This is a genomic window from Adlercreutzia aquisgranensis (assembly GCF_943193145.1).
GTDB classification, from domain to species: Bacteria; Actinomycetota; Coriobacteriia; order Coriobacteriales; family Eggerthellaceae; genus Xiamenia; species Xiamenia aquisgranensis.
Map to the genome: position 1 here is coordinate 140,520 of NZ_CALPDA010000005.1, position 21,661 is coordinate 162,180.

Genomic DNA, 21,661 nt, shown 5'->3' on the forward strand with positions numbered 1-21,661 from the left:
GCCGAAGCCCTGCCCTACGCGTTGGGATTCTCCGCCGGAAGGGCGCCCATGCCCTGCAGCACGGTGAACTCGCCGTAGCGCTTGTGGAACAGGGCCAGCTCGTCTTCATCGTAGAAACGGCAGTCGCCGGCGCCGAAGGCCTTCGCCGCCTCGATCATGAACGTGCCCGCCTCGGCAACGTCGGACAGATGAGTAGCGCCCGTCGCGCAACCGGGAACAGCCGTTTCGGTGGTGATGGCCACTCCCACCACCGGCGCATAGGTGGCCGTGGCCGGCTGCAGGATGGAGTTCAGATGGTAGAGCCCGTTGCCGTAGGGCGTAATGTCGAACTGCGACAACGGGAACGTGCGGGCGGGGCGGCCGGTGGCGATCTCCATGAGGGTGACCAGGTCGTCGGCCACAGGCAAGATGCAGCCGTCCTTCACCGTGGGCGAAATCATGAAACCGCGATGGTTCATGATGCGGTTGCCCTTGGTGGTGTCTACGGACAGGATGGCGTCCAGGGGCCACTGTCCTGCGGCGCCGGAGGATCCCTGCGAAGCCACGGCGCTTCCGGCCACTTCCTCGCGGTTCACTTCCGCCATGGAAACCGGCGAGCCCATGAACGGCACAGGCTTATGCGGCGCGGTGGGGGCGTGAGGGCACACGTGGGTGGAGACGAACACGTCGCCGGGGAGCACGTCGCCCTTGGCATGCATGTCGATAAGCTTCGCCGCGCAAGCCAGAGCACACAGGGCCCCGTCGCCGTCGGACACGAAGCCGATGCGCTCGGGCCGCGCACCCAGACCGCCCAAACGGCCCAACAGCCCCATAGTGGGCGCGCTGCCGCCAGACGCACGTCCGCAAGAACCTGGGATGCGCACGCGGACCATGTCCGTGGAGCCCTTCTCGCCGGTAAGCGTGTAGGTTTCCGCATCGCAGGCGGGGTCGATGGTGCGGAGGTAGTCGACGACGGCCTGGCCGCTAGCCGCGGGGCTGTCCAGAATATCAAACAGGTCGAGCAACTGGCGATAGATCATAGGACTGTCCTTTCCATTTCGCCTCATGGCCGCAATCAGGTTGGGCGGGCGGCGCAGCGGCTGCGTTGGGTCGCTAAGGCGTCGGTCGCATCGGGTCTCGGCTGCGTTGGGCATCGGCTGCGCTGGGCCGCCGGAGTCTTGGTCGCGCTGGGCTGCCGAGATGGCTTGCCTCCCGTGCAACGCGCCAGCAGCGCGTCACACTGGAGCCATGCCATGCGAATGCCGCTTTCCAGCCTGCAGCTTTTTCGAGTGCCATTATGACGCTTTCGCCCAGCATGAGAAAAGCCGCCGGCCCAAAAGCGACAAATCGGCACGGTGTTAGGGGCGCCCGGTGCAGACAGCGTCCAGCGACTCGGGCTGGCCGTTGCAGCCGACGGCGGACAGCAGCCAGGGCGGCCGAACCAACCAACGCAGCCGACAGCGATCGGCAGGCCCGACGGGCCACCACGACCAACGCCCCCGCGAGGCCCGACAGCGCAGCGCGGTCGACGCAGCCCGCGAAGCCCGACAGCCCAGCGCAGTCGACGCAGCCCGCGCGAAGCTCGACAGCCTAACGCAGTCGATGCCCCCCCGCGAAGCCCGACAGCCTAACGCAGTCGATGCCCCCCGCGAGGCCCGACAGCGCAGCCGATGCTGCATGAGCCGCTCGATGTAACGGATGACGGTTGTGGCAAAAAACACTGTAACGGATGACGGTTGTGTACGATTTTTTGTAACGGAAGACGTTTATGGCAAGACTCGGCTGCCACAAACGTCTTCCGTTACATCAAGCGCAAGCGCATCGACCCTCAACCGCAAAGCGCGGCTTGCAACCGCATGCCGCATCGTCTGCGCCTCAGCGAATGCGATCGCAGCAGGTCGCCGCTAGAGGATGCGGGTCGGACCGCAGCGCCCGCGATTAACGCGCTGCATGATGCGCGGCCGACGCGAACCGCAGGGCTTGCAGCTAGGCAGCGTGCGCCGCTCGGGGAAGGGGCCAACTGCAGCACCCGCAGCTGGGCGAATCGCAACGTCCGCTGTTGCAAGCACAGTGACCGCGCCGTCCGCCTGAGCCGACCGCCGCAGCTGGGCAAGTTGCAGCGTCCGCTGCCGCAGCCGGCAGCGACCCTACGCCATGCCAAGGGCTATGGCCTGCTCGTTCAATGCGACGAACTGCGGCTTCACCAACTGGGCCATGGCTCTGACAAGCTCTTCCGCGGTAAAGGGGAGCGCCCCTATGCTGGCCGCACGTCCCAGCAGCACCATGTTGAGCGCCTTGCGCGTGCCCAATTGCTGGCAGAGCGTCTTGTCGTCGACCACGGCGAGCCGGGACGAACGCGCCGACCGTCCATGATCGCCCAATCGGGTTGCGCCGTCCGAGGCGCTTGCGCCAACCGAGCACGCCGCGGCAGCCAGGCAAGGAGCGTCAACCGAGCCGTCCTCGCCCAAGCGTGCGCGCAAGCAATCCAGCGCATCCTGGGCGCGGTAGGGGTGCTTCGACAAGGCAGCGGACACCGGCTGAATCGCCGTGCAGGCCGTAACCACCCTGCCGTCGGGCGCCAGGTACGGAAGCACGCGCACCGCCTCGGCCGGCTCGAACGCGATGATGGCGTCAGCACTCCCTTTCGCCACCAGAGGCCCGTGAACCGCCTCGCCCTGAGTGCCCATGCGCACATGGGACACCACGCTGCCGCCGCGCTGGGCCATGCCGATAGTCTCGGCCGTACGCACCTGCCATCCCTTCCGCAGCGCAGCCTGGGCCAACACCTTCGCAGCCAGCACGGTGCCTTGGCCACCAACGCCGGTGAGCAGGACCTCTAGCATGGAGCACCGCCTTTCGTCGATGCGGAGGCCTCGGAGCGATCCGCCGCCGCAAGGGCCTGCGCCTGCCCGAGCGCCGCGCTGTTGCGCCCAGAAGCCGACGGCGCGTCAAACGGACCGTCCGCATCCGATGCGGAACGCGGCACCTGGCTCTGCAGCTCAAAGGGCGCTGCCCCGGTCACGGCGGCGTCGGCGAGGCGGGTCGCCGGTCCCAGCGCATCCGCAGGGCACAGCGATACGCAGAGCCCGCAGCCCGTGCACAGCGACTCGTCCACGATCGCCTGCCCGCGCTTGCCGCTGCGCGCTCCTGCGATTTCCGAATCGAACCCGATGGCCGGACATCCGATAGACATGATGCAGCGCTTGCAGCCGGTGCAGCGCTCGGCGTCGACCGCAAGCGGATTGCCCGCAGGCGCCAGCTGGATGCAGGGGGAAACGAACAGGACGGCGGACGGCCCGGGAAACTCCAGCGCTTCCCGTGCCGCCGCTGCGGCCTCGTCCAGCTGCAGCGGGTTCGCTTCCACGATGCAGGACACACCAATAGCTTCCAGCACCCGCCGAATCTGGACGGGGTCGTGGCGCTGGCCCATAAGCGTGACGCCGGTGCCCGGGTGAGGCTGGCTTCCGGTCATAGCCGTAGTAGCGTTGTCCAGCACCACCAGCGTGATGTCGTGATTGTTGTACACGGCGTTCACCATGCCGGGCAAACCACTGGCGAAGAATGTGGAGTCGCCCACGAACGCAACGGCTTTCTTCTGCGGCTCAGCCACGGCGAAGCCCTGGGCCATGGTGATGCCGGCCCCCATGCACAGGCACGTGTCCACCGCGTCCAGAGGCTGGGCGTTTCCCAGGGTGTAGCAGCCGATGTCGCCGCAGAGCACCGCATCGCGCTTGCCCAAGGCCCGTTTCACCGCGAAGAAACTGCCCCGGTGCGGGCATCCGGCGCACAGCACCGGCGGACGCACGGGCGGGTCGAACCCGCACGCACCATCGCCGGCCTTCAGGGGGGCCGTCTGAACGCAAGCCCGAGAGCTACCGGCCTCGGCGACTTCGATTGCCGGCGTAGAGGGCAGCCCGCTTTCGGCCGAATCAGCCGCTTCGGCCCGGCCATCCCCGCTTCGGTCGACAGGGCCGTCCTGCAACGGAGTCGCATCCTCCCCCGCGCCCCCCGCGCTCAGAAAGCGCGCAAGTCGTTCGGCGATGTCGTTTACGTCGTTCTCGCCGCGGTCGCGGGCATGGCCGGTCAGCCTCCCGCACACGGCAACCGGGCGGCCGGTCTGCCCGACCCGCACAAGCAGCGCGTCTTCCAGCACGTGGTCGAGCTCTTCCAGCACCAGCACCCGGTCAAGCCCCTCAAGGAACTTGTCGGCCAGCGTGCTGGGGAACGGGTAGGGCGTGCCCACTTGCCAGAAGCGGTAAGGCGACAGCTGCCTGCCCGCGCGCACCGCCTGCTGCTCCAGCATGCGCAGCGCTTCCCGAGCATAGGCCGCCGACACGCCGCCGGCAACGATGCCCATCCGCGGACGCAGCGAACCATCCGCTTCGGTCGTGCCGAGCGCCGCCGATATGTCATCATCCCCGTCCCCTGACAGAGCCCATGGCCTGTCTTCCATGGGGTTGAAGGCCATCAGCTCCGGATCGGTAGCGAACAGCTCGGCTATCTGGCGCAGGCGCTCGTTGATCTCGCCGTGGGCCTGAAACGCGCGCTTCGGGAAGATGACCCAGCGCGGGTCTTTCTGGAAACCTTCCGGGGGAACCGGCAGCGCTCGGGTGGTTTCCTCTACGTCGAAGAACGTAGAAGCATGGCAAACACGCGTGGTGGGGCGCACGATCACCGGCGTGCCGAAGCGTTCGGATAGCTCGAAGGCAGCCTGCATCATGGAAAAGCCCTGCTCGGGCGTGGCGGGGTCGAGCACGGGAACTTTTGCGAAGGCGGCGAACCGACGGGTGTCCTGCTCGGTCTGGGACGAGATGGGGCCTGGATCGTCGGCCACGAACAGCACCATGCCGCCCTTCACTCCCACGTAGTTCAGGCTCATGAGCGCATCGCTTGCCACGTTCAGCCCCACCTGTTTGCAGGTAAAGAGCGTACGCGCGCCGGCGTAGGAGGCGCCGGCCAACAGCTCCAGCGCGCATTTCTCGTTCGTGGACCATTCCACATACACGCCCTCGGCCTTCCCCGCGGCGCGCAGCTTCGCGACGGTTTCGATCACCTCGGAAGACGGCGTCCCCGGGTAGCCGGCCACCACGGCCACGCCCGCCTGCAGCGCGCTTTGGGCGAAGGCCTCGTTGCCCATCAGCAGTTTCTTCGTCATCATCTCTCTCGCTTCTGCCCTAGCAATCCGCCAGCGCGGCGCTTGCGCCACCACGGCGGCCCGTTGACAGCATGGGCTGCGGGAATGGCGGGCGCCGCACAGCGAACACGCGCCCTAGGCCTCGGCCATGGCCGCCTTGAAATCGACGATCTTCTGGCGCGCCTCGTCGCAGCCGGTTCCCAGCATCTGCACCGCCAGAATGGCCGCGTTCTTCGCGCCGTTGATGGCCACGCACGCGACCGGCACGCCGCTGGGCATCTGCACCATGGACAGCAGCGAATCCAAGCCGCCCAAATCGCTCGTCTTCATGGGCACCGCAATAACCGGGCACGGCGTGTACGCAGCCACCACGCCGCCCAGGTGCGCAGCCTTGCCCGCCGCTGCCACGATGACGCGGATACCGCGACCAGCCGCCGTAGAGGCCCACTCGTGCACCTGCGCCGGCTTGCGGTGAGCGCTGGCGACCACCACCTCGTAGGGAACGCCGAACTCGTCGAGCTGAGCCATGCAGGGCTCCATCGCCGCCATATCGGACTGCGACCCCATGATGATGCCGACAACCGGTGTGCTCTCGCAAGCCATAGCAATTCCTTTCCGCAGGGTTGTTCGATGCTGCCGACCAGTGTAGCGCTCCCGCCGTCACCAGGCGACGAGCCGGGATGTTTCACGTGAAACATCCCGGGAGAAGGCAGCGCGCTCCTGCCTTTGCCTACGGGTTGCAGCGCTTGCAGGGGACCATGCCGGCGCTCACGGCTTCGTCGCGCGAAGAGAAGTACACGCGGTTATGCTCGGCCGGAAGCGACGAGCAGCTGGGCAGGTGGAACTTCTTCGAGTTCTTGTTGCCGATGTAAATCCCCGCGGCGCTGTTGGAGTCGTCGGAGCCTTCGTTGACGGCAGCACTGGCGCCGTTACCGCCCGACGAACCGCCCGCAGCACCCAAGCCCCCTCCTGGGCCCGCAACTAGCGTGTCGACATCGGCGTTGCGCGCAACGGACATGGTGACCGCAGTGCCATCGCTTTCCGCCACGATGTCTCCCTGCATGTCGGTGCGGTAAACCGCGGTGCCGCAATCCCGCAAGCGAGAAAGGGCGTCGTCGGTGGGATGACCGTAAGAGTTGTCGTTGCTGCAGCTGATCACCGCGTTCTTCGGCAGAGCAGCACGCAAAAAAGCGTAGCAGCTTGAGCCTGCAGACCCATGATGGGCCACCTTCAGCACGTCGCAACCGTCCAAGAAGGTTGCTGCCCCCTTTTCCTCGTTGGAATCAGCGTCGCCCGCGAACACGAACACCGTCTGGCCGTAAGTAATCTTCAGCATGATGGAGTCATTATTCGCGTCGCCATCGTCAGTGCGGGTCACGGGGCCGATGACCTGCACAAGCGCGCTACCCAATTCCCACGAATCTCCCACTTCGGGCACTTCCAGCGAAACGCCTTGGCTGCTCAGGCGGTCGGCCATGGCGTTGAACGAGCGTTGCTCGGCCTGGGTCGCCGAGCAGAACGCCCGACCCGCCGTGGCAACCTCCAAAGCGCCGGCTATGCCCCCGGTGTGGTCGGTATCGGGATGGGTTGCCACCACGTAATCCAAATAGGAGATGCCTTCGCGGCTAAGCGCCGAGTACAGCAGGCTGGAAGCGCTAGGCGGGCCGCCGTCGATCAGCAGGTAGGCCCCATCGCACTGCACTAGGGCCGCATCCCCCTGGCCAACGTCGAAGTAGGTAACGGAGAAGGTGGAGCCATCGGGAACCTCCGGCGCTGCCGCAGCCTGGTCCGACCCTCCTGCGGCACTGGACGTGTCAGCGTCGCCCTTAAAAGATTCCGCCTTGCTGGCAGAATCGCCCGGCCGCGCAACGTTCCCGTTGGTGTCAGCAACACCGTTCTTTTCAGCAATCGACAGCGACCCCTCCGGGCTAGACGCGCTCGAGTTCGCCTTCCCCGCGCCCTCCCCCGCCGAATCCGCCACCCCTTGAGCCTGCGCCACCGTGGAAGGCCCGCCGTTATCAGCTTTCTCCCCAGCCTGCGAGCCAGAGCAAGCGCACAGCGTAACCGCCAACACCGCCAACGTCATAAAGGTAAGAGCCGAAACTCCCGCCCGCCTCAAACCAACCAAGCAATGCCGCGACCAGCCCATATCGCACCCCGAATCCGCCCTTCGGAAAGCATGATCCTTCCCTCGTTTTGGCTCATAATACCCCATGGCCCTGCAGCAGCTCAACACCCGCACAGGACGGTTTCCCTGGCAGAAGCAATGGCCGGCAAGCCAAAAGTCCACGCGTACTTTCCGCAATGCAGGGGTAAACAACAGCAACCGCAATTGGGAAGCTGACGGCAACATGAAAAGGTATTGCTGCGAACGGGGAACGTCCAGTCTTTCTCGGACCCTTATCCTCCATGTCGCTCGCGCCCGCCGCGCCCGTGGCCGCCACCCAGTCCCTGACCGTGATGGTTGCCGGCAGCCTGGTCGGCAGCTGCCTCCCCCTCCTCGCCACTTCCGGCCGGCGACTCCTCGTCTGCCGTCTCCGTCATCTCGTAGGCGGCAATGCGGTCTCGTAGCTCGCGCATGGACAGGGCGGCGCAATCTTCCATAGTGAGACTGGAATCCAAAGCCAGAAGCTCCCGGGCAGCCTGATAGCGAGCAACACCCATGCCGTGGCTATGGGCTTCGTGACGATCCTCGTCGCTCGCATGGCTGCACGTGCCGTGGCAGGGCATTTCCTCGATGAAACGGTCGCCCTGGATGCACAGATGCTGGGTTTGCGCCTCGTTGTCGGAGCTGATCGTTATCTCCATGACGGCGGCCGATTCCACAGAGGCGCGAAACGCTTCGCTTTTGCCCAGCAGCTCCAAAGCCTCGTCAAAGGACCTGTAGAGCAGCGGCGCTTGCTGAAGCACCGCCTCGCCGTCCTCGTTGATGCCACGAACCTCCACCACTATGTCGAACCGGTTAACCCCCAGCTCGATGGACGGATTCACGTCTATGCCCACATAGGCGGTTGGCTCGAAGTAGAGCTTGCACCCCACACCCAGCACGCCCACAAGAGCCAGCGCAACGCACGCCGCCGCCAGCCCCACGCGCCATGTCCGACCGCAGGAGCGAATGACCCGGAAGTCCTTGCTGGAAGCTGGTTCCACGCTCCGCGACGCCTCTTCCTGCGTCCGCAGCTGCTCGATACGCTGAAGAGTTGCGTCAATGGCGGCTCGAGGGGCGTGAAGCTGCTCGAAGGCCTGCCTCACTTGCTGTTCGCTGAAGCTCATGACAGTACCTCCCTCAGCTGCTGCTTGCCCCGGGCAATCCACGAGTACACCGTGTTCACCGGCGCGGCAACTACTTCCGCAATCTCCGGAGCCGTATACCCTTCGCACAGCGAGAGGTACAACGGCGTGCGCGGCGGATCGTCGAGAGAGCGCAGGGCCTCAGCCACCTCGAACAGCACGGACCCTGGCTGCACCACGCCGTCGGATGAGACCAGTTCGACTGTCGCAACCGTTTCATCCAAAGACACGTCCGAGCGCGACCGGGCGCGAAGCATGTCTTTGCACTGATTTATAGCCACGCGAAGCAACCAGGCCTTGCGATGCTCGTCATCCGCAAACATCGTGCCGTCAGCCTGGGCATACTTGATGAATGTCTCCTGAAACGCATCCTGAACGTCGGCTTGGGAGGCGCAATGCAAGGCACAGGCGCGCCATACCGCATCGGCATGCGCCGTCATGGCCCCTTCTATGTCCTTCGCCGACCTCATATTCCCCTCAACGCCACTCGCCGCTTGTGACAGCCTCTCTAAACCCGCTATCAGCAGGAACGCCCTGGTCGTCTAGCCGGTTCTTCTCCCAGCCCCTACGACCGCCTCTTACCAGCAGCGACCATGATTGCCGCCGTGGCCGTGACCGTGGCCTGCACCCCGGCCGTTACCGACGCTGGCACCAGAACCATAACCGTGGCCACCGCCTAGGCAAACACCCTCTTCCCAACGGTCACAAACGCCATCGTTGTCAGCGTCCGCATAGCCACTGCCGCAGCCATAGTCGCCCTGGTCATTGCCGCACCAGTGCTCGGACGGGCAAGCGCCTGCCTCCCAATGGTCGCAGATGCCATCGCCGTCTGCATCCTCGAATCCGGGACATGCTGCAACCGGAGCAGCGGTCTGCGGCTCTTCCGTCTGGCCGGATGCCCGCTCGCCCGCTTGACCAGCTGCATCATCGATGCGCTGAGATAGCTCCAGCTTTCCTAACTGTGCCTGGGTTTTTCCCAGCTCCACAACTTGCGGAACCTCCTCACACGACCATCCGCTGCCACGGGCTGGACCGTTCACAGACCAGCCGGCAGCGCCGAACGCCAGAACCGGCACCACGGCCACGGCCACCACCGCTGCTGCAACTACAACGCCAATCGAACGCTTCTTCATCAGTCGTCTCCTTGAATCTTCGGTTGTCCTCTACCAGCAACACGATTCAGAATGCCGATTCCTTGCAATCGAGTTAGCGCTTCACCTTTTCGCCACAATCCGCAACGGGCACGCCCATAGCACAGGTACCCCCGTTTTTAACGGCGCTCGGGTATGAAGAAGATGAACACAAGCGAGCTTATCAGCAGGAAGAACGGGTAGAACAGGAAGGGAATCACCTGGAAGGCCGAAACGCCCACTCCCAGCTCGGCGCACGCGGCAAGGGCCACCAGCATCTGCGCGCCGTAGGGAATCACGCCTTGGCTGATACAAGAGAACGTGTCCAGTAGGCTGGCCGTCTTACTGGACGAAATGCCGTAAGTTTGGGCCATGTCCTTCGCAATCGGGTTCGCCATAACGATGGCCACGGTGTTGTTGGCGGTGGCCACATCCATGCACAGAACCAGCAGCCCCATGCCCAACTGGCCGCCTTTCTTGCTCTTGAACATGCCTTTTATCCCATTCAGCAGGGCAGCAAAGCCGCCGTTCTCGCGAATGAGGGCACAAATGGCGCTCACCAGCACGGCCACCATGGTGGTCTCGAACATGCCCGCTGCGCCACTGCCCATGTTCGCAAGCAAATCGGTGGGGGCCGTTGCGCCCGTGGCCACCATGATGACAGAGCCCGACACGATGCCCAGCAACAGCACCACGAACACGTTCACGCCCACGATGCCGCCTATCAGCACGATCAGGTACGGCACCAGCTGGATGAGGTCGTAGTCGCTGGTCACCGCGCCGGCGGGCGGCTGGCTGAGGCTCAGGACCAGAATGACCACCAGTGTCACCAAAGCAGCCGGCATGGCGATACGGAAGTTCTCACGGAATTTATCGCGCATGGGAACCCCCTGGCCCTGGCATGCGGCGATGGTAGTATCCGAGATGAAGGACAGGTTATCGCCGAACATGGCGCCGCCCATGACGCTGCCCACGCACAGCGGCAAGCTGAAACCCGAAGCGTTCGACACCGCGATGGCGATGGGAGTGATAAGCGTGATGGTGCCCACCGACGTGCCCATGGAAAGCGACACGAAGCAACTGACCACGAAAAGCACCGCCACGGAAAACTCTGGCGGAATGATAGTGAGCATGAAATAGGCCACACTCTCGGCGCTGTCGCGGCCTACAGTTCCCACGAACACGCCGGCTGCCATGAAGATGAGAATCATGGTGACGATGGTCTTCTCGCCCACGCCGGTGCCCATGATCTCGAGCTTGCGGTCGAAGGAAAGCGACCGGTTCTGGAAGCACGCCACCATAAGCGCTATCAGAAAGATAACCACAATGGGAATGTTGTAGAAGCCCATGGAGATGCCCATGCCGTACTCGAAAAGCACGCCCAGTCCCAAATACAGTACCAGGAACACCCCGATGGGCAGCAAGGCCTTCACGTTACCCTTCTGCATGCAGACTCCTCCCGCCGGTTCGCAACTTACGAATCACCGCGCTCGCACGGCGACGATCAAATGAAACGCAATCATAGCACCGCCAAGAGAACGCAGCTCCGCGCATGCGCCACAGGGGCCACTGCGCCGACGAGGGGCAACGGGCCGCGTCTGCAACGCCCGCGAGTGCAAGCCGGCGAAAGTGGCTGGAAGAACCCGGACGAAGGCGGCGCCGACAACGGAGACGGCGGCGCGAGAGGCGGCAGAGACGACGACGCAAGCAGGCGGCGGAAGCAACGCCTCGGGCAACGACTTGCTCCCGCTATTCGGCAGACTTCTCCACCTCTGCGTCTTCGGGAACGTCGGCATCGTCGGTATAGCTGTACGCGGGAATGGCGGCGCAAGCCACCAGCATGACCGCCACGCATCCCACCAAGGACGCCATGGACCAGGGCGAGGGCATGGTGCTCCTACCCCCGGCCGCCAAAAACGCCGCAGCGCAAATACCTACGCCCAACACCACGGCAGCAGCCGCCACGCCGGTAACGGCCGCAGCCCGGGAGCGACGCAGCCGCACGAGCGACAGAAGTACGGCCGCCGCAAGCCACGATACCACCACGGCCCACATCTGCGGGGCTGTCAGCTGGGCAAACACCGCCCCTTGAATGTCGCAGGGAACAACGCTTCCCACCGTAGGAGCAACCTGCAGCCCCGTCGCCGCGGCGCTTGAATCCGTTCCTTCTGCCTGGCGCTTCTCCGGGAGCTGAGTGCTGCCGCCAGCCTGTTTCGTCACCGTTGCCGCGCTTAACGCGGCTGGAAGGTCGTAGCTCTCGAACGGCAGTTCCGGCGCCTCCACCGCAAAGCCCCCCGCGCCGTCGCCGTCACCGGCGGCGTCCACCGCCAATCCTATGGAGGAAAGAGTCAGCGCCAGCAAGCACGAGAAAGCTGCTGTAGCCAACGCGCGCAGCGGCCGGGCGGTGAAGCCGGCCATCAAGGGGGCCAGCATGCCGAAGCCCGCCCATCCCGCCAGCGGAAACGTTAGCCCCGCATTGGCTTGGGCCGACGAATCGCGCCCGCAGTACAGGCCCCACGCAACGGCTGCGGCCACCACAACCACGCCAAGGGCCGGAGCGTTGGCGATCACCAGGCCCACCCCCAGCACCACGCAGGCGATGAGCGCTCCCACCCACGGAGACAGGGCGCCCACCAACGCCACCAAGCCGGACAACCCCCAGAACAGCGGGTTTGCAAACCCGCTAGTCATATCCATAAGAGACCATCCGCAGGCGGCGAGCACACCGCTGCCGGCAGCCCCCGCAACCGCGGCGCCTACGGCCCGATGCCACGGCGTGATGCGATAGCACAGGGGCAACCCGGGCTCGCGCGACGGCCAGCCCGCCTCAACGGGAAGCTCGTCTTCGAACTGCGGCTCCTCTTCTTCAACGTCGCCTCGCAGTTCGGCATCCACCAGCTCGGCCAGCTGCTTTTTGCCCTTCTTCGCGCTGCCCAGAAACGGCTTCAGCGCTTTGGCGAACTCCTGAACGCTGTCGAATCGCTCGTCCACCTCTGGGTCGAGCGCCTGGAACACCACGTCGTCCAGCTCTGGCGCCATATCCTCCCAGCACAGCGACGGAAGCACCAGCTCGGCGTTCTCGATTGCCGCCTCGGCGCCCTTCAGATCGCGCGCCAGGAAAGGGTTCGAGCCAGCTAGCAACCAGTACATCATGGAGGCAAGCGCCCATTCGTCGCATCGCACGTCGAGCGGCTGCTGACGCATCTGCTCCAGAGGCATATAGCCGATGGTTCCACCGCCCGCGACTCCCTGCCCTGCAGCGTCGGCCAAGGTCGCAAGACCGAAATCGGTTACTTTGACCTGGCCTTTCGCATTAATCAATACGTTATCCGGCTTGATGTCAAGGTGCAGAACGCCGTTCTCGTGCGCCACGCCCAACGCCCGCGACACCGCTTGCAGCACCGCCGCAATCATGTCCAGGGTCAACGTGCTGTCGTATACGCTGACAAACTGGGTGAGAGTTAGGCCCTCCACGTACTCCATGATGAGGTAGGCCGTGGCATCACGAATCTCGAAGTCGTAAACGCCTACGATGCTCTCGTCGTTGAGGGTGGCCGCCGTACGCGCCTCGTCCAAGCCGGGCACGTGGGCGAGCGCCCTCACCAAAGGCTGCCCGTCGGGCCCCAGCTCGGGCTCTTGGGCTGCCGCCGCGCGAAGCGCCGCCTCGCGCGGGTCGAGCCCTTCGTCGCTCTCGTCGTCAGCGACGCCTCGCTCGCGCTCCATGACCAACGTCCCAGGAATTCGCGCGCCAGACGCATCGTAGCCCCATGGCGCCTCGTCGTCGGAAGGCCCGCTGGGCAAGTCGGCCACCGCCGGCTCCGCAGCAGGCGCGACGGCAACCACGCGACCGCCCTCAACCATCACAGTTCCCTCGGCGGCTGCCCAGGTCAAAGGAGCATCGGCCAGAAGATCGCCGATAGCCGGGCCGCCCTCCAACGCTCCGTAGGCCGCTTCCGGCACCTGCATAGAGTAACGACCGGGCCGAGGAAGCGATGCGGACATCACAGCCGGAGACTGTGACTCACCTGCCTCAACTGAGCCCGCAGCAGATTCCGCGTGCGCGCCTTGGCTTTCCGAACCGCCATCCGCACTCGCAGCCCGGGCCGCTGCGGTTTTTCCCGCCTCTGCATCCTCAGGGCCCTCTGCGAGTATCCGGCGTCGGTACTCGTCGTCGCTCTCCCACGGGAGCTGCTCGGCGGATCCGCCATAAGCTCCGGCGATTCCATCGGCTGCCGCTGCCTGCGATGCGCCCTGCCGCTGCGGCGCAAACCGCTCGCTCACCGCATCGGCCCCTGGAAGAGCAGCCCGGGCCACATCGCGCTCGGACAGCTGAATGGTCTTGATAGCCACCTTGCGCTGAATACGCGTATCCCACGCCACCACCACAGAGCCGAACCCCCCGCTTCCCGCATGGGAAAGCGGCTTGTAGCGATTCAATATGAGCTGGTCGTTGGTCATGGGCGTATTATAGCCGCTCGCGTCCGCATGGGCTGTTCGCTGCTCTTCCTTTGCTCACCCTGCACATACCCGCAGGCTGCCATCCGAAAACTCGACGGAGCTGCGCGCGACTCTTTTCTCTGCCTCGAGAACCTGCTCGTATGTCAGCATCTCGCGCGCCTCCTCCACCCAGGGGCCGTCGGAATTCGCATCTTCAACATGTTCCTGAATAACCTGCGTGAGCTCGTCGCTTACCGTCCCGTTGTGAATGTATTCTAGCAAATCGCGAAGCGACCTGTCAGGCAGCGGGCCGCATGCGACTGCTCGCAGTCGCGTGTAGTGCTATGATGACCCCGAGAGACTTCGCATCCGAGAGCGTGCGCCCCTGCGCCGCCCTCCCACCACGAAAGGTCCGCCATGCAATTCACCGACGAGCAGTTCTCCCTGCTCACCAAGCAGCTGCGCAACCTCAAGCAGCGCAGCCCCTTCTACGCGAAGAAGTTCGCCGACATCAATCTGGACGACATCCGCACCCAAGCCGACTTCGAGCGCCTGCCCTTCTCGGAAAAGGACGATCTGCGCGCCGCCTACCCGCTGGGACTGCAGGCGGTTCCTGACCAGGACGTGGTGCGCATCCACAGCTCCAGCGGCACCACGGGCACGCCGGTCATCATCCCCTACACCCAGAAAGACGTGGACGACTGGGCCATCCAGTTCGCGCGTTGCTACCGAATGGCCGGGCTCACCAACACTGATCGCATCCAGATCACTCCTGGTTACGGCCTATGGACCGCCGGCATCGGCTTTCAGCTAGGTGCCGAGCGCATGGGCATGATGGCCATCCCCATGGGACCCGGCAACACCGACAAGCAACTGCAGATGATGGAGGACCTGGGCGCCACCGCTTTGGGCGCCACCAGCTCCTACGCCCTACTGCTGGCCGAGGAGATCGAGCGGCGCGGGCTGCGCGACAGGCTGAAGCTGCGCAAGGGCATCATCGGCAGCGAGCGCTGGGGCGAGAAGATGCGCAACCGCATAGCCAACGAGCTGGGCATCCAGATCTACGACATCTACGGGCTCACGGAAATCTACGGCCCGGGCATCGGCATCTCCTGCGACGAGCACGCCGGCATGCACATCTGGAGCGACTACGTCTACATCGAGGTGGTGGACCCCGACACCGGCCAGCCGCTGCCCGACGGCGAAGTAGGCGAGCTGGTGCTGACCACGCTGCAGAAGGAGGGCGCACCGCTCATCCGCTACCGCACCCACGACCTCACCCGCATCATCCCCGGCACCTGCGCCTGCGGAAGCCCGCATCCGCGCATCGACACGCTGGTGGGCCGCACCGACGACATGTTCAAGGTGAAGGGCTGCAACATGTTCCCCGCCCAGGTGGAAGAAGTCATCAAGTGCACCGACGGCACCAGCAGCGAGTACCAGGTGATGATCGAGAACATCTCGGGCAAGGACGTGCTCACGGTGCTGTTCGAAACACCGCTCGAAGGCGATGCGAAAGCCCGCTGCGAGGAAGAGCTGGCCATGATCTTCAAAGCGAAGCTAGGCTGCACGCCGGATGCGAAGGGCGTGCCCATGGGCGAGCTGCCGCGGTCGGAGAAAAAGACCAAGCGCATCTTCGACAGTCGCTACTAAACAACAGCGCACACCCGAAGCTGCCCCCATCGGGCCGCCGACAGTGCACACCCAAAACTCCCCCATCGGGCCGCCGACAGTGCACGACAAGGGGGTTCTGCACGATTTCCCGCAGAACCCTCCCGCTGTGCACTGCCAAGGGCCCGGAAGGAGACTGCTCGCGCCACCGCTGTGCACCGCCGAAAGCCGGAAGAGGGCCGCTCGCAGCACTGCTGCGCCAGCTACCCCGCAATCACCTTCAGCACGCGCGCCTTCTCGGCCACGGCCTTCATCACCGTCTCGATACGGCGTTCGGGAATGTTGGGATTCTTGGCCAGGATGTCGCGCACCGCTTCGGGATAGCCCTCCAGCGAATCGCCGTCGAACCAGCCGAAACGCCCCTCGAACAGGCGCACCTGGGCGGCCGGCTCCATGCCGTTGTACTTGAACGGCTTCGCTCGGTACAGAAAATCGCCCGGCACTTCCAAAAACTCGGCGTTGGACCATAAGCACGACCCTGTGTCGAACACCGGCGCCAGCCGCGTGACCCGCAGCGTCTCCACGTTGCGGACCACGCCGAAGTTGCGATAGTGACGGTCGCGGTTGGCCAGCACGAAATCGGCGGCAAACATCTTGGCGAGCCCTTCCATCACCTCGTCGCGGTCCAAACCCACATCCACGCAACGCTTCACGTAGAACTGCAGGTCGGAAAGGTTGTTCGGCTGCTTCACGTTGCGGATGAGGTCCCACGCGGCCACCAGCTCCTCGTCGGGCCCCAGCAGGTTCTCGCAGGCAGAATACACACGGCGCCCGTCCTCGAACAGCGTGTAGGGGGTGTACTCGCCCTCGCGCATCAGGCGGCGGTGCAGCTCTGTCGCGGCCACCTCGTTGTACGGCTCCTGATTGACGAAGCCGTAGCCCGCCTTCAGCAGCACGCGCTTGCCGTTCACGATCTTCCACTTCTTCTGCAAGTCGCCGCCGAGCGTGCTGTTCGGGGACGACAGCGTTACGGTCGTGTAGTCGGGCGCTTCGGGCGAAGAGCCTCCCTGATCCTGCCCGAGCGTGAGAAATCCCAGGTCGTCGGTGAAATCATTGTCGAAGAAGTTCACGGCGTCCCACGTGGTGGGGCAATCCTGGTCGTTAAGCCAGTAGCGGTCGGAAAGCGACAGCCCGAAGCTCTTCTCGGCAAGCACCAGCGTGCTCTCCAAGCTGAGGTTCTCCAGCAACCGCTTCACCTGGTCGCGCGACGCCGGAATGGCACGGTGGCGCCACCACGAGTTCAGCTCGTGCTTCGAGATCTCGCCATGGCGATCAGCCATGCCCAGGGGAGCGAACTCGAGGTTGTGTCGCTCGGTGATGCGCAGCACCTGATGCTCTCCCAGGTCGTATTCGAAAGAGAGCACAGGCGTGTTCTTGTTCATGAGCGTGTAGTGCGCGTGAGCCATGCCTGTCTCCTTCTCTGCGATCAGCCGGCCAAGGTCACCCCGCGCCGAGGTCGTGCGCTCCGGCGGGTGCGCCCATTATACTCGACGGCTCGCAACCGTTCGACAGCCGCTACTAAACGACAGCGCACGACAAGGGGGTTCTGCACGATTTCCCGCAGAACCCTCCCGCTGTGCACTGCCAAGGGTCCGGCGACAACCAGCCGGCACCGCACGCCGCGAGCGGCATCCAGCCACAGCGCAACAGGCAGCCTGCGAGCAGCTTTTGCCCGCTAGAACCACTCGCGACGATTCGCCACGTAGGTCTGGTAGAACTGCGCCTGCGACTTGGTAAGGTAGATTACGCCCTCGACAATAGCCACGACCCATACCGCCCAGCTCATCAGGGGCAGCGACACGAAACCGCCCAGCAATGTGATACCCAGCATCAAGAAGGCGGGCACGTAGTAGCGCAGATAGAACTTGTGCACGCCGAAGGCGCCGAACAGAATAGCCAGCACCGCCGCCACGTTGCGGTCAGCGGCGTTCGGGGGCACTGCAGATGCCGAAGGTACCGGTAACGGGGGGGGTGTCGCAGGCGAAACGTACGCGGCGTAAGCCGAAGGAGGCGCAGGGGCCTCGGAAGACGCAGCAGACGCAGGCTGCCAAGGGCCGCCGCCATCCTCCCACGGCGCGTACCTCATCGCAGGATCAGGGCCAGGAACAGGCGAAACCGAGGAAGCGGGCACGCGCGCCGACGATGCAGGGGGCGCCTCGTGAGGACGGTAGCCTTCGGGGGGGATGGGCGAGGCATCGGGACCCGGACCGTACAGCACCTCCTGGGTAGGCGGCTCGGGCGGACGGAACGACCCGGTAGCCGACACGCCGCCAGCGGAGATCGAATAGGGGACCCATCGGAGCGGCTCGGAGCAGCCATCAACGGCAGCGCCGCCGCCCCTCACAACCGACGGCCCCGACACCGCCGCAGAGGACGGCTCGGCTTTGCCCGTCGAAGTCGCCTGCTCCGGCGCCTCTGCGTCCTGTGCCCGAGCAGCACGCTCTTCGGCATCGGTGCCCTGCTGACCGCCTTCTATGACCACGTACCCTGTCACCTTCTACTTCTTCCCGCTCAGCAGCGCAATCAGCTTGTCCTTCAGCAGGATGGCCACCACGGCGATCACCGCCAGCACCACGAACAGCACCACGCTCTCCATCACGCGTCCGTCCAGCAGCCCGTCGGCCGCATAAGTGGACACCACCACGCCAGGGATACGGCCAATGGTGGTGAGCAGCAGAAACGTTCGCAGGGGCATGTCGGTCAGCGGCACGATGTAGGTGAACACGTCCTTGGGCATGCCGGGAATGAGGAACAGGATGAAGACGATGCTGTTCAGCTTGCCGGTTTTCTCGAACTCGCGAAACTTGTCCATGTACTTGACGGGCACCATGGACTGCACGAACGGGGCTCCCAGGCGGTTGACCAGCTCGTAGATGAACGCGCTGGAGATCACGCAGCCGATCAGGATGAGCAGCGCCCCCAGCCACGGGCCGTACATCATGCCGGCCGCCAGCTGCACCACCTCGCCAGGGATGAACGCCACAACCACCTGCAGAAACTGCAGGCCCAGCAGGATAAGGAACCCAATCGGGCCGGCATTGCGCACATCGGCGATAACCCGGTCCACACCGCCCGGCTCGAAGATCTCGGCCACGTAGGGCCACACCAGCAGGCATACCGCCACCACGATGGCGAAGAACGCTATCAGGCCGCCGAACTTCACCAGGTCGCCCTTGGGCATGGTGCGCCCGAAAATCGTGACGGTCGGCTGGGTCTGGGTGGGATGGTCCTGCTGTTGTTTAGTCGTCATGGCGCGCCTTATCGTATTCTTCCTTGAACGCTTCGAACATGTTCTTCTTGGGCGGCTGCTTCTTGGGAGCCGCCTTCTTCGCAGTGCCGGCAGCTTTCGCCGCACCAGCGGGCTTTTTGGTAGCGGCAGCCTTCTTCGCGGCGGTGCCAGCGGGCTTTGCCGCCGACGAGGACTTCTTCGCCCCGCCGGAAGCGCCCTTCTTCGCCGCCGAGGACGTAGATGCCCCCGCAGACTTCTTGGCGCCGGCGGCCGGCTTCTTCGCGGCCGCCTTCTTCCCCGAAGCCTTGTCGTACTCTTCCTTGAAATCGGAGAACATGGTCTTCGACTTCGCAATCTGCTCGCCCGTGGCCCGCGCGCCGGCGTTGATGGCCTCGCCGGCCGCCTTCGCCGCGTCGCTCACCACCGGCTTCGCCTTGTCCACTGCCTTGTCCACGGTCTTGTGCACCTTGTCCACGGCCACCGCCGTCGCCTTGCCGGCCGCCTCGGCCACGCCGCCTTCGGCGTTCAGAGTCGCCGCTGCGTCGGTCACCACGATGGCGCCCAGCTCCACGGAGCCCTCCTCCTGCTGCACGCCTTCGCTTCCCACCTCGGCCAGCGCCACGCCCACGCCTTTCCGGAATCCCAATATCTCGTCGGCGGGGATGGTGCGCTTGCCCAAGATGGCATTGGCCGTAGCCCCGCTGTCGGTGGTCAGCGATTCCACCAGGCCCGTGCGCTGGTTGAACATGACGTCGCCCACGATGCCCAGCGACTCGCCGCTTTCGGTCACCACGGGAAGCCCCAGCCACAGCACGCATTCGTCCCAGTTCAGGCCCATGGCCTTGATGGCTCCGCGGTCGGCGGCGTCGGGCTCGTTGCGCACCACGATACGGCCGTCCACCCAGTCGAAGCCCTTGATGGACACGAACATGTCCTTGCGGCGGAACATCCACAGCACGTCGGGGCGCTTCACCAGAAAGCCGATGCAGCGCTTGGCCCGGGGCGCGAACACGAAACGGCGCACCTTGCCGATGCGCTTCGTGCCGTTCTTGCCCCCCAGCACGCGAGTGCCTTCAAGTTCGTGGGTGGTGATGAGTTGAGTGGCCATGTCCGTTTCCTCCGGTTGCGCCTTCGCGCCCGACGACTATAGCAAAAAGCGGCTTTCCCCACGCACACGCGCTGACGGGTAAGCCGCTTCTTGCGTATTCCTTTAGGTTATCTCAAGGATTGTGCGAGTTCGCACGCCTGCGGAAGCTTACTTGTGCTGAGCGTCCTTGGCGGCTTCGTCGACCTTGTCGGCCACCTTCTCGCCGGCCTTGGCAGCGGCGTCGGTAGCGTCCTTGGCCACCTCGGCGGCCTTGTCCACGGCGCTGCTCACCTGAGTGGCGGCCACGGGAATAGCGGACTCGGCGGCAGCCTGGGCCTCTTCGGCGTTCTTGGCTACCTGGGAGGCGATGCGGGCGCGGGCGGCGTCGATCTTGTCGCGCAGCTCGTCGTTCTTCTGGGAGAACGCCGGCTTCACCTGCTCGGCCACCTCCTGAACACGGCTAGCGGCCTGGCCATACACTTCCTGGCCCTTGGCCTGAGCGGCCTGAGCGAACTCCTGACCCTTGGCCTGAGCCTGCTCGGCGACCTGCTTGATCTGCTCGGCGGCCTGAGCGCCGAACTCCTGGGTCTCGCCCCAGGCGGTGTTCACCTTCTCGCACACCAGAGCGCGGGTCTCCTGGCCGGCGCGAGGCGCGTACAGAAGCGCCAGACCAGCACCCAGAAGGCCACCTGCTAGAAAGAAACCGAGTTTGTTCGCCATAACGTCCTCCTTGGCTTGTTGCAGTACCCGATAGTAAACATCTTGCTTGTTTCCGCAGGCTGCAGCTTCATCCGCAAACGCCTGCAACTTGTCACCTGCCCCAGCTCGCGGGTTGCCGCCCGCGCTCCCGCCGCCGCTACCGTCTGCGCTGCAGGCTTGTCCGAGTTTTCCAAGCCCGCCGCTCAGCCAGTATGTCGAGCAGCGCCAAGCAATCGGTCAGCGAATCCGCAGCCTTTTGCAGGTCCGTTTATTATACGTTGTGCGCCCATAATTGCTTCCGAAAACACAGCCGTTCTACGATTCGTTTTCGCACCGTTAGATTTCAGTTGCGCATCAGGGAGCTTGCCGAAACCTATTGGTCTAAACCCATCTCCAGCTTGAGAGCCGCCAGCTCTTGATCCACCTTGGCGCGGACGTCCACGTTGGAGGCTTGCACGCCGTCGGCGCCCTTCACCTGCACCACCGAAGAGCCATCCGACGGACCGTCGAACTCGCCTTCGACCGGCTTGCCTGCCGCCGCAGCCGCGCGATCGGCGTCGTAGTTCTCCTGCTCGCCGATGGCCGCAGCTTCCGCGCGGGCCTTCTGCTCCAGGTACTGGCGCGCCAGGTCCTCTTCTCCCGCGCTCAGCGCTTCGCGGGCCAGCTTCGCGTACTTCGCCTCCACGCCTAGCTCGTAGTCGGTCGCCTGCTCGTCCAGCTGGACCTTCTTCGCTTCTGCCATGATAAGCTCCTTACCCCGAAACCACCTGGCAGCACCGGTAGACGCTTCACCGCGCCGACGGTGCAGCGGACCACGCCGTCAGTCGCACTGACGGCTACATCAGCCCATCGGCTCACCGGCGCCAGGAAGTCCTGATGACTTGTTCAATCATCGTATCACCAGAACAGAAGCGCATTTCGCAAACAGCACCGCCGCAGCTAACCATTGACCAACCTGTTGCGATTCCGTCAAGCGCCCCAGACTAGCAACCAAGAAAAGCAGC

The 21,661-nt window shown here is 64.6% G+C and carries 17 protein-coding genes; 1 reads left to right on the forward strand and 16 read right to left on the reverse strand.

The window, feature by feature from the left end; translation table 11 throughout:
- Window positions 1-14: 14 nt before the first annotated feature.
- From NFR41_RS04225 to NFR41_RS04270, 10 genes are all read right to left on the reverse strand, one after another.
- Window positions 15-1,019, reverse strand: a complete 1,005-nt coding sequence (locus NFR41_RS04225) for a DUF1177 domain-containing protein (RefSeq protein WP_251230836.1) — start codon at window positions 1,017-1,019, stop codon at window positions 15-17.
- Window positions 1,020-2,126: 1,107 nt separating this feature from the next.
- The gene (locus tag NFR41_RS04230) at window positions 2,127-2,822 is read right to left on the reverse strand and encodes an indolepyruvate oxidoreductase subunit beta (protein ID WP_251230837.1); all 696 of its coding nucleotides are present in this window, start codon (window positions 2,820-2,822) and stop codon (window positions 2,127-2,129) included.
- Window positions 2,816-5,134: a thiamine pyrophosphate-dependent enzyme gene (locus NFR41_RS04235; protein ID WP_251230883.1), complete on the reverse strand. Its 2,319-nt coding sequence runs from the start codon at window positions 5,132-5,134 to the stop codon at window positions 2,816-2,818. The genes NFR41_RS04230 and NFR41_RS04235 overlap by 7 nt, the downstream gene beginning before the upstream one ends.
- A 114-nt stretch (window positions 5,135-5,248) precedes the next feature.
- On the reverse strand, window positions 5,249-5,716 hold the full coding sequence (gene purE, locus NFR41_RS04240) for a 5-(carboxyamino)imidazole ribonucleotide mutase (protein ID WP_251230838.1): 468 nt from the start codon (window positions 5,714-5,716) through the stop codon (window positions 5,249-5,251).
- A 127-nt stretch (window positions 5,717-5,843) separates the two neighbouring features.
- Window positions 5,844-7,094, reverse strand: a complete 1,251-nt coding sequence (locus NFR41_RS04245; RefSeq protein ID WP_251230839.1) for an MBL fold metallo-hydrolase — start codon at window positions 7,092-7,094, stop codon at window positions 5,844-5,846.
- Between the two features lie 419 nt (window positions 7,095-7,513).
- The gene (locus tag NFR41_RS04250; RefSeq protein ID WP_251230840.1) at window positions 7,514-8,263 is read right to left on the reverse strand and encodes an anti-sigma-I factor RsgI family protein; all 750 of its coding nucleotides are present in this window, start codon (window positions 8,261-8,263) and stop codon (window positions 7,514-7,516) included.
- 119 nt (window positions 8,264-8,382) lie between these two features.
- Complete coding sequence (locus NFR41_RS04255) at window positions 8,383-8,874, reverse strand: RNA polymerase sigma factor (RefSeq protein ID WP_251230841.1); 492 nt, start codon at window positions 8,872-8,874, stop codon at window positions 8,383-8,385.
- Between the two features lie 108 nt (window positions 8,875-8,982).
- Window positions 8,983-9,537 (reverse strand): hypothetical protein, encoded by a 555-nt coding sequence (locus tag NFR41_RS04260; RefSeq protein ID WP_251230842.1) that lies wholly within the window; start codon window positions 9,535-9,537, stop codon window positions 8,983-8,985.
- A gap of 137 nt (window positions 9,538-9,674) precedes the next feature.
- The gene (locus NFR41_RS04265) at window positions 9,675-10,982 is read right to left on the reverse strand and encodes a Na+/H+ antiporter NhaC family protein (protein WP_251230843.1); all 1,308 of its coding nucleotides are present in this window, start codon (window positions 10,980-10,982) and stop codon (window positions 9,675-9,677) included.
- A 301-nt stretch (window positions 10,983-11,283) separates the two neighbouring features.
- Window positions 11,284-13,992, reverse strand: a complete 2,709-nt coding sequence (locus tag NFR41_RS04270; protein WP_251230844.1) for a serine/threonine-protein kinase — start codon at window positions 13,990-13,992, stop codon at window positions 11,284-11,286.
- A gap of 396 nt (window positions 13,993-14,388) precedes the next feature.
- Here NFR41_RS04270 and NFR41_RS04275 point away from each other — a divergent pair, with 396 nt between their 5' ends.
- Window positions 14,389-15,624 carry a phenylacetate--CoA ligase family protein gene (locus NFR41_RS04275; RefSeq protein ID WP_251230845.1) on the forward strand — a complete coding sequence of 412 codons (1,236 nt, stop codon included), beginning with the start codon at window positions 14,389-14,391 and terminating at the stop codon, window positions 15,622-15,624.
- Between the two features lie 221 nt (window positions 15,625-15,845).
- On the opposite strand, the gene NFR41_RS04280 is transcribed toward NFR41_RS04275, so the two are convergent.
- The 6 genes from NFR41_RS04280 to NFR41_RS04305 all read right to left on the reverse strand — a co-directional run bounded on the left by NFR41_RS04280 (window position 15,846) and on the right by NFR41_RS04305 (window position 21,399).
- Window positions 15,846-17,048 carry a HipA domain-containing protein gene (locus NFR41_RS04280; protein ID WP_251230846.1) on the reverse strand — a complete coding sequence of 401 codons (1,203 nt, stop codon included), beginning with the start codon at window positions 17,046-17,048 and terminating at the stop codon, window positions 15,846-15,848.
- 269 nt (window positions 17,049-17,317) lie between these two features.
- On the reverse strand, window positions 17,318-17,581 hold the full coding sequence (locus NFR41_RS04285; protein WP_160662075.1) for a TM2 domain-containing protein: 264 nt from the start codon (window positions 17,579-17,581) through the stop codon (window positions 17,318-17,320).
- Window positions 17,582-18,139: 558 nt separating this feature from the next.
- Window positions 18,140-18,892, reverse strand: coding sequence for a TVP38/TMEM64 family protein (locus NFR41_RS04290; RefSeq protein WP_251230847.1), 753 nt, complete (start codon window positions 18,890-18,892; stop codon window positions 18,140-18,142).
- Window positions 18,882-19,979, reverse strand: a complete 1,098-nt coding sequence (locus NFR41_RS04295; protein WP_251230848.1) for a PRC-barrel domain-containing protein — start codon at window positions 19,977-19,979, stop codon at window positions 18,882-18,884. The genes NFR41_RS04290 and NFR41_RS04295 overlap by 11 nt, the downstream gene beginning before the upstream one ends.
- Window positions 19,980-20,126: 147 nt before the next feature.
- On the reverse strand, window positions 20,127-20,678 hold the full coding sequence (locus NFR41_RS04300) for a YtxH domain-containing protein (RefSeq protein WP_160213171.1): 552 nt from the start codon (window positions 20,676-20,678) through the stop codon (window positions 20,127-20,129).
- A 352-nt stretch (window positions 20,679-21,030) separates the two neighbouring features.
- Complete coding sequence (locus NFR41_RS04305; RefSeq protein ID WP_160213172.1) at window positions 21,031-21,399, reverse strand: hypothetical protein; 369 nt, start codon at window positions 21,397-21,399, stop codon at window positions 21,031-21,033.
- Window positions 21,400-21,661: the final 262 nt, after the last annotated feature.

Coding starts and splice junctions, on each gene's coding strand:
- NFR41_RS04225 (WP_251230836.1), bottom strand. CDS start 1,019: ATGATCTATCGCCAGTTGCTCGACCTGTTTGATATTCTGGACAGCCCC.
- NFR41_RS04230 (WP_251230837.1), bottom strand. CDS start 2,822: ATGCTAGAGGTCCTGCTCACCGGCGTTGGTGGCCAAGGCACCGTGCTG.
- NFR41_RS04235 (WP_251230883.1), bottom strand. CDS start 5,134: ATGACGAAGAAACTGCTGATGGGCAACGAGGCCTTCGCCCAAAGCGCG.
- purE (WP_251230838.1), bottom strand. CDS start 5,716: ATGGCTTGCGAGAGCACACCGGTTGTCGGCATCATCATGGGGTCGCAG.
- NFR41_RS04255 (WP_251230841.1), bottom strand. CDS start 8,874: ATGAGGTCGGCGAAGGACATAGAAGGGGCCATGACGGCGCATGCCGAT.
- NFR41_RS04260 (WP_251230842.1), bottom strand. CDS start 9,537: ATGAAGAAGCGTTCGATTGGCGTTGTAGTTGCAGCAGCGGTGGTGGCC.
- NFR41_RS04265 (WP_251230843.1), bottom strand. CDS start 10,982: ATGCAGAAGGGTAACGTGAAGGCCTTGCTGCCCATCGGGGTGTTCCTG.
- NFR41_RS04270 (WP_251230844.1), bottom strand. CDS start 13,992: ATGACCAACGACCAGCTCATATTGAATCGCTACAAGCCGCTTTCCCAT.
- NFR41_RS04275 (WP_251230845.1), top strand. CDS start 14,389: ATGCAATTCACCGACGAGCAGTTCTCCCTGCTCACCAAGCAGCTGCGC.
- NFR41_RS04280 (WP_251230846.1), bottom strand. CDS start 17,048: ATGGCTCACGCGCACTACACGCTCATGAACAAGAACACGCCTGTGCTC.
- NFR41_RS04290 (WP_251230847.1), bottom strand. CDS start 18,892: ATGACGACTAAACAACAGCAGGACCATCCCACCCAGACCCAGCCGACC.
- NFR41_RS04295 (WP_251230848.1), bottom strand. CDS start 19,979: ATGGCCACTCAACTCATCACCACCCACGAACTTGAAGGCACTCGCGTG.
- NFR41_RS04300 (WP_160213171.1), bottom strand. CDS start 20,678: ATGGCGAACAAACTCGGTTTCTTTCTAGCAGGTGGCCTTCTGGGTGCT.
- NFR41_RS04305 (WP_160213172.1), bottom strand. CDS start 21,399: ATGGCAGAAGCGAAGAAGGTCCAGCTGGACGAGCAGGCGACCGACTAC.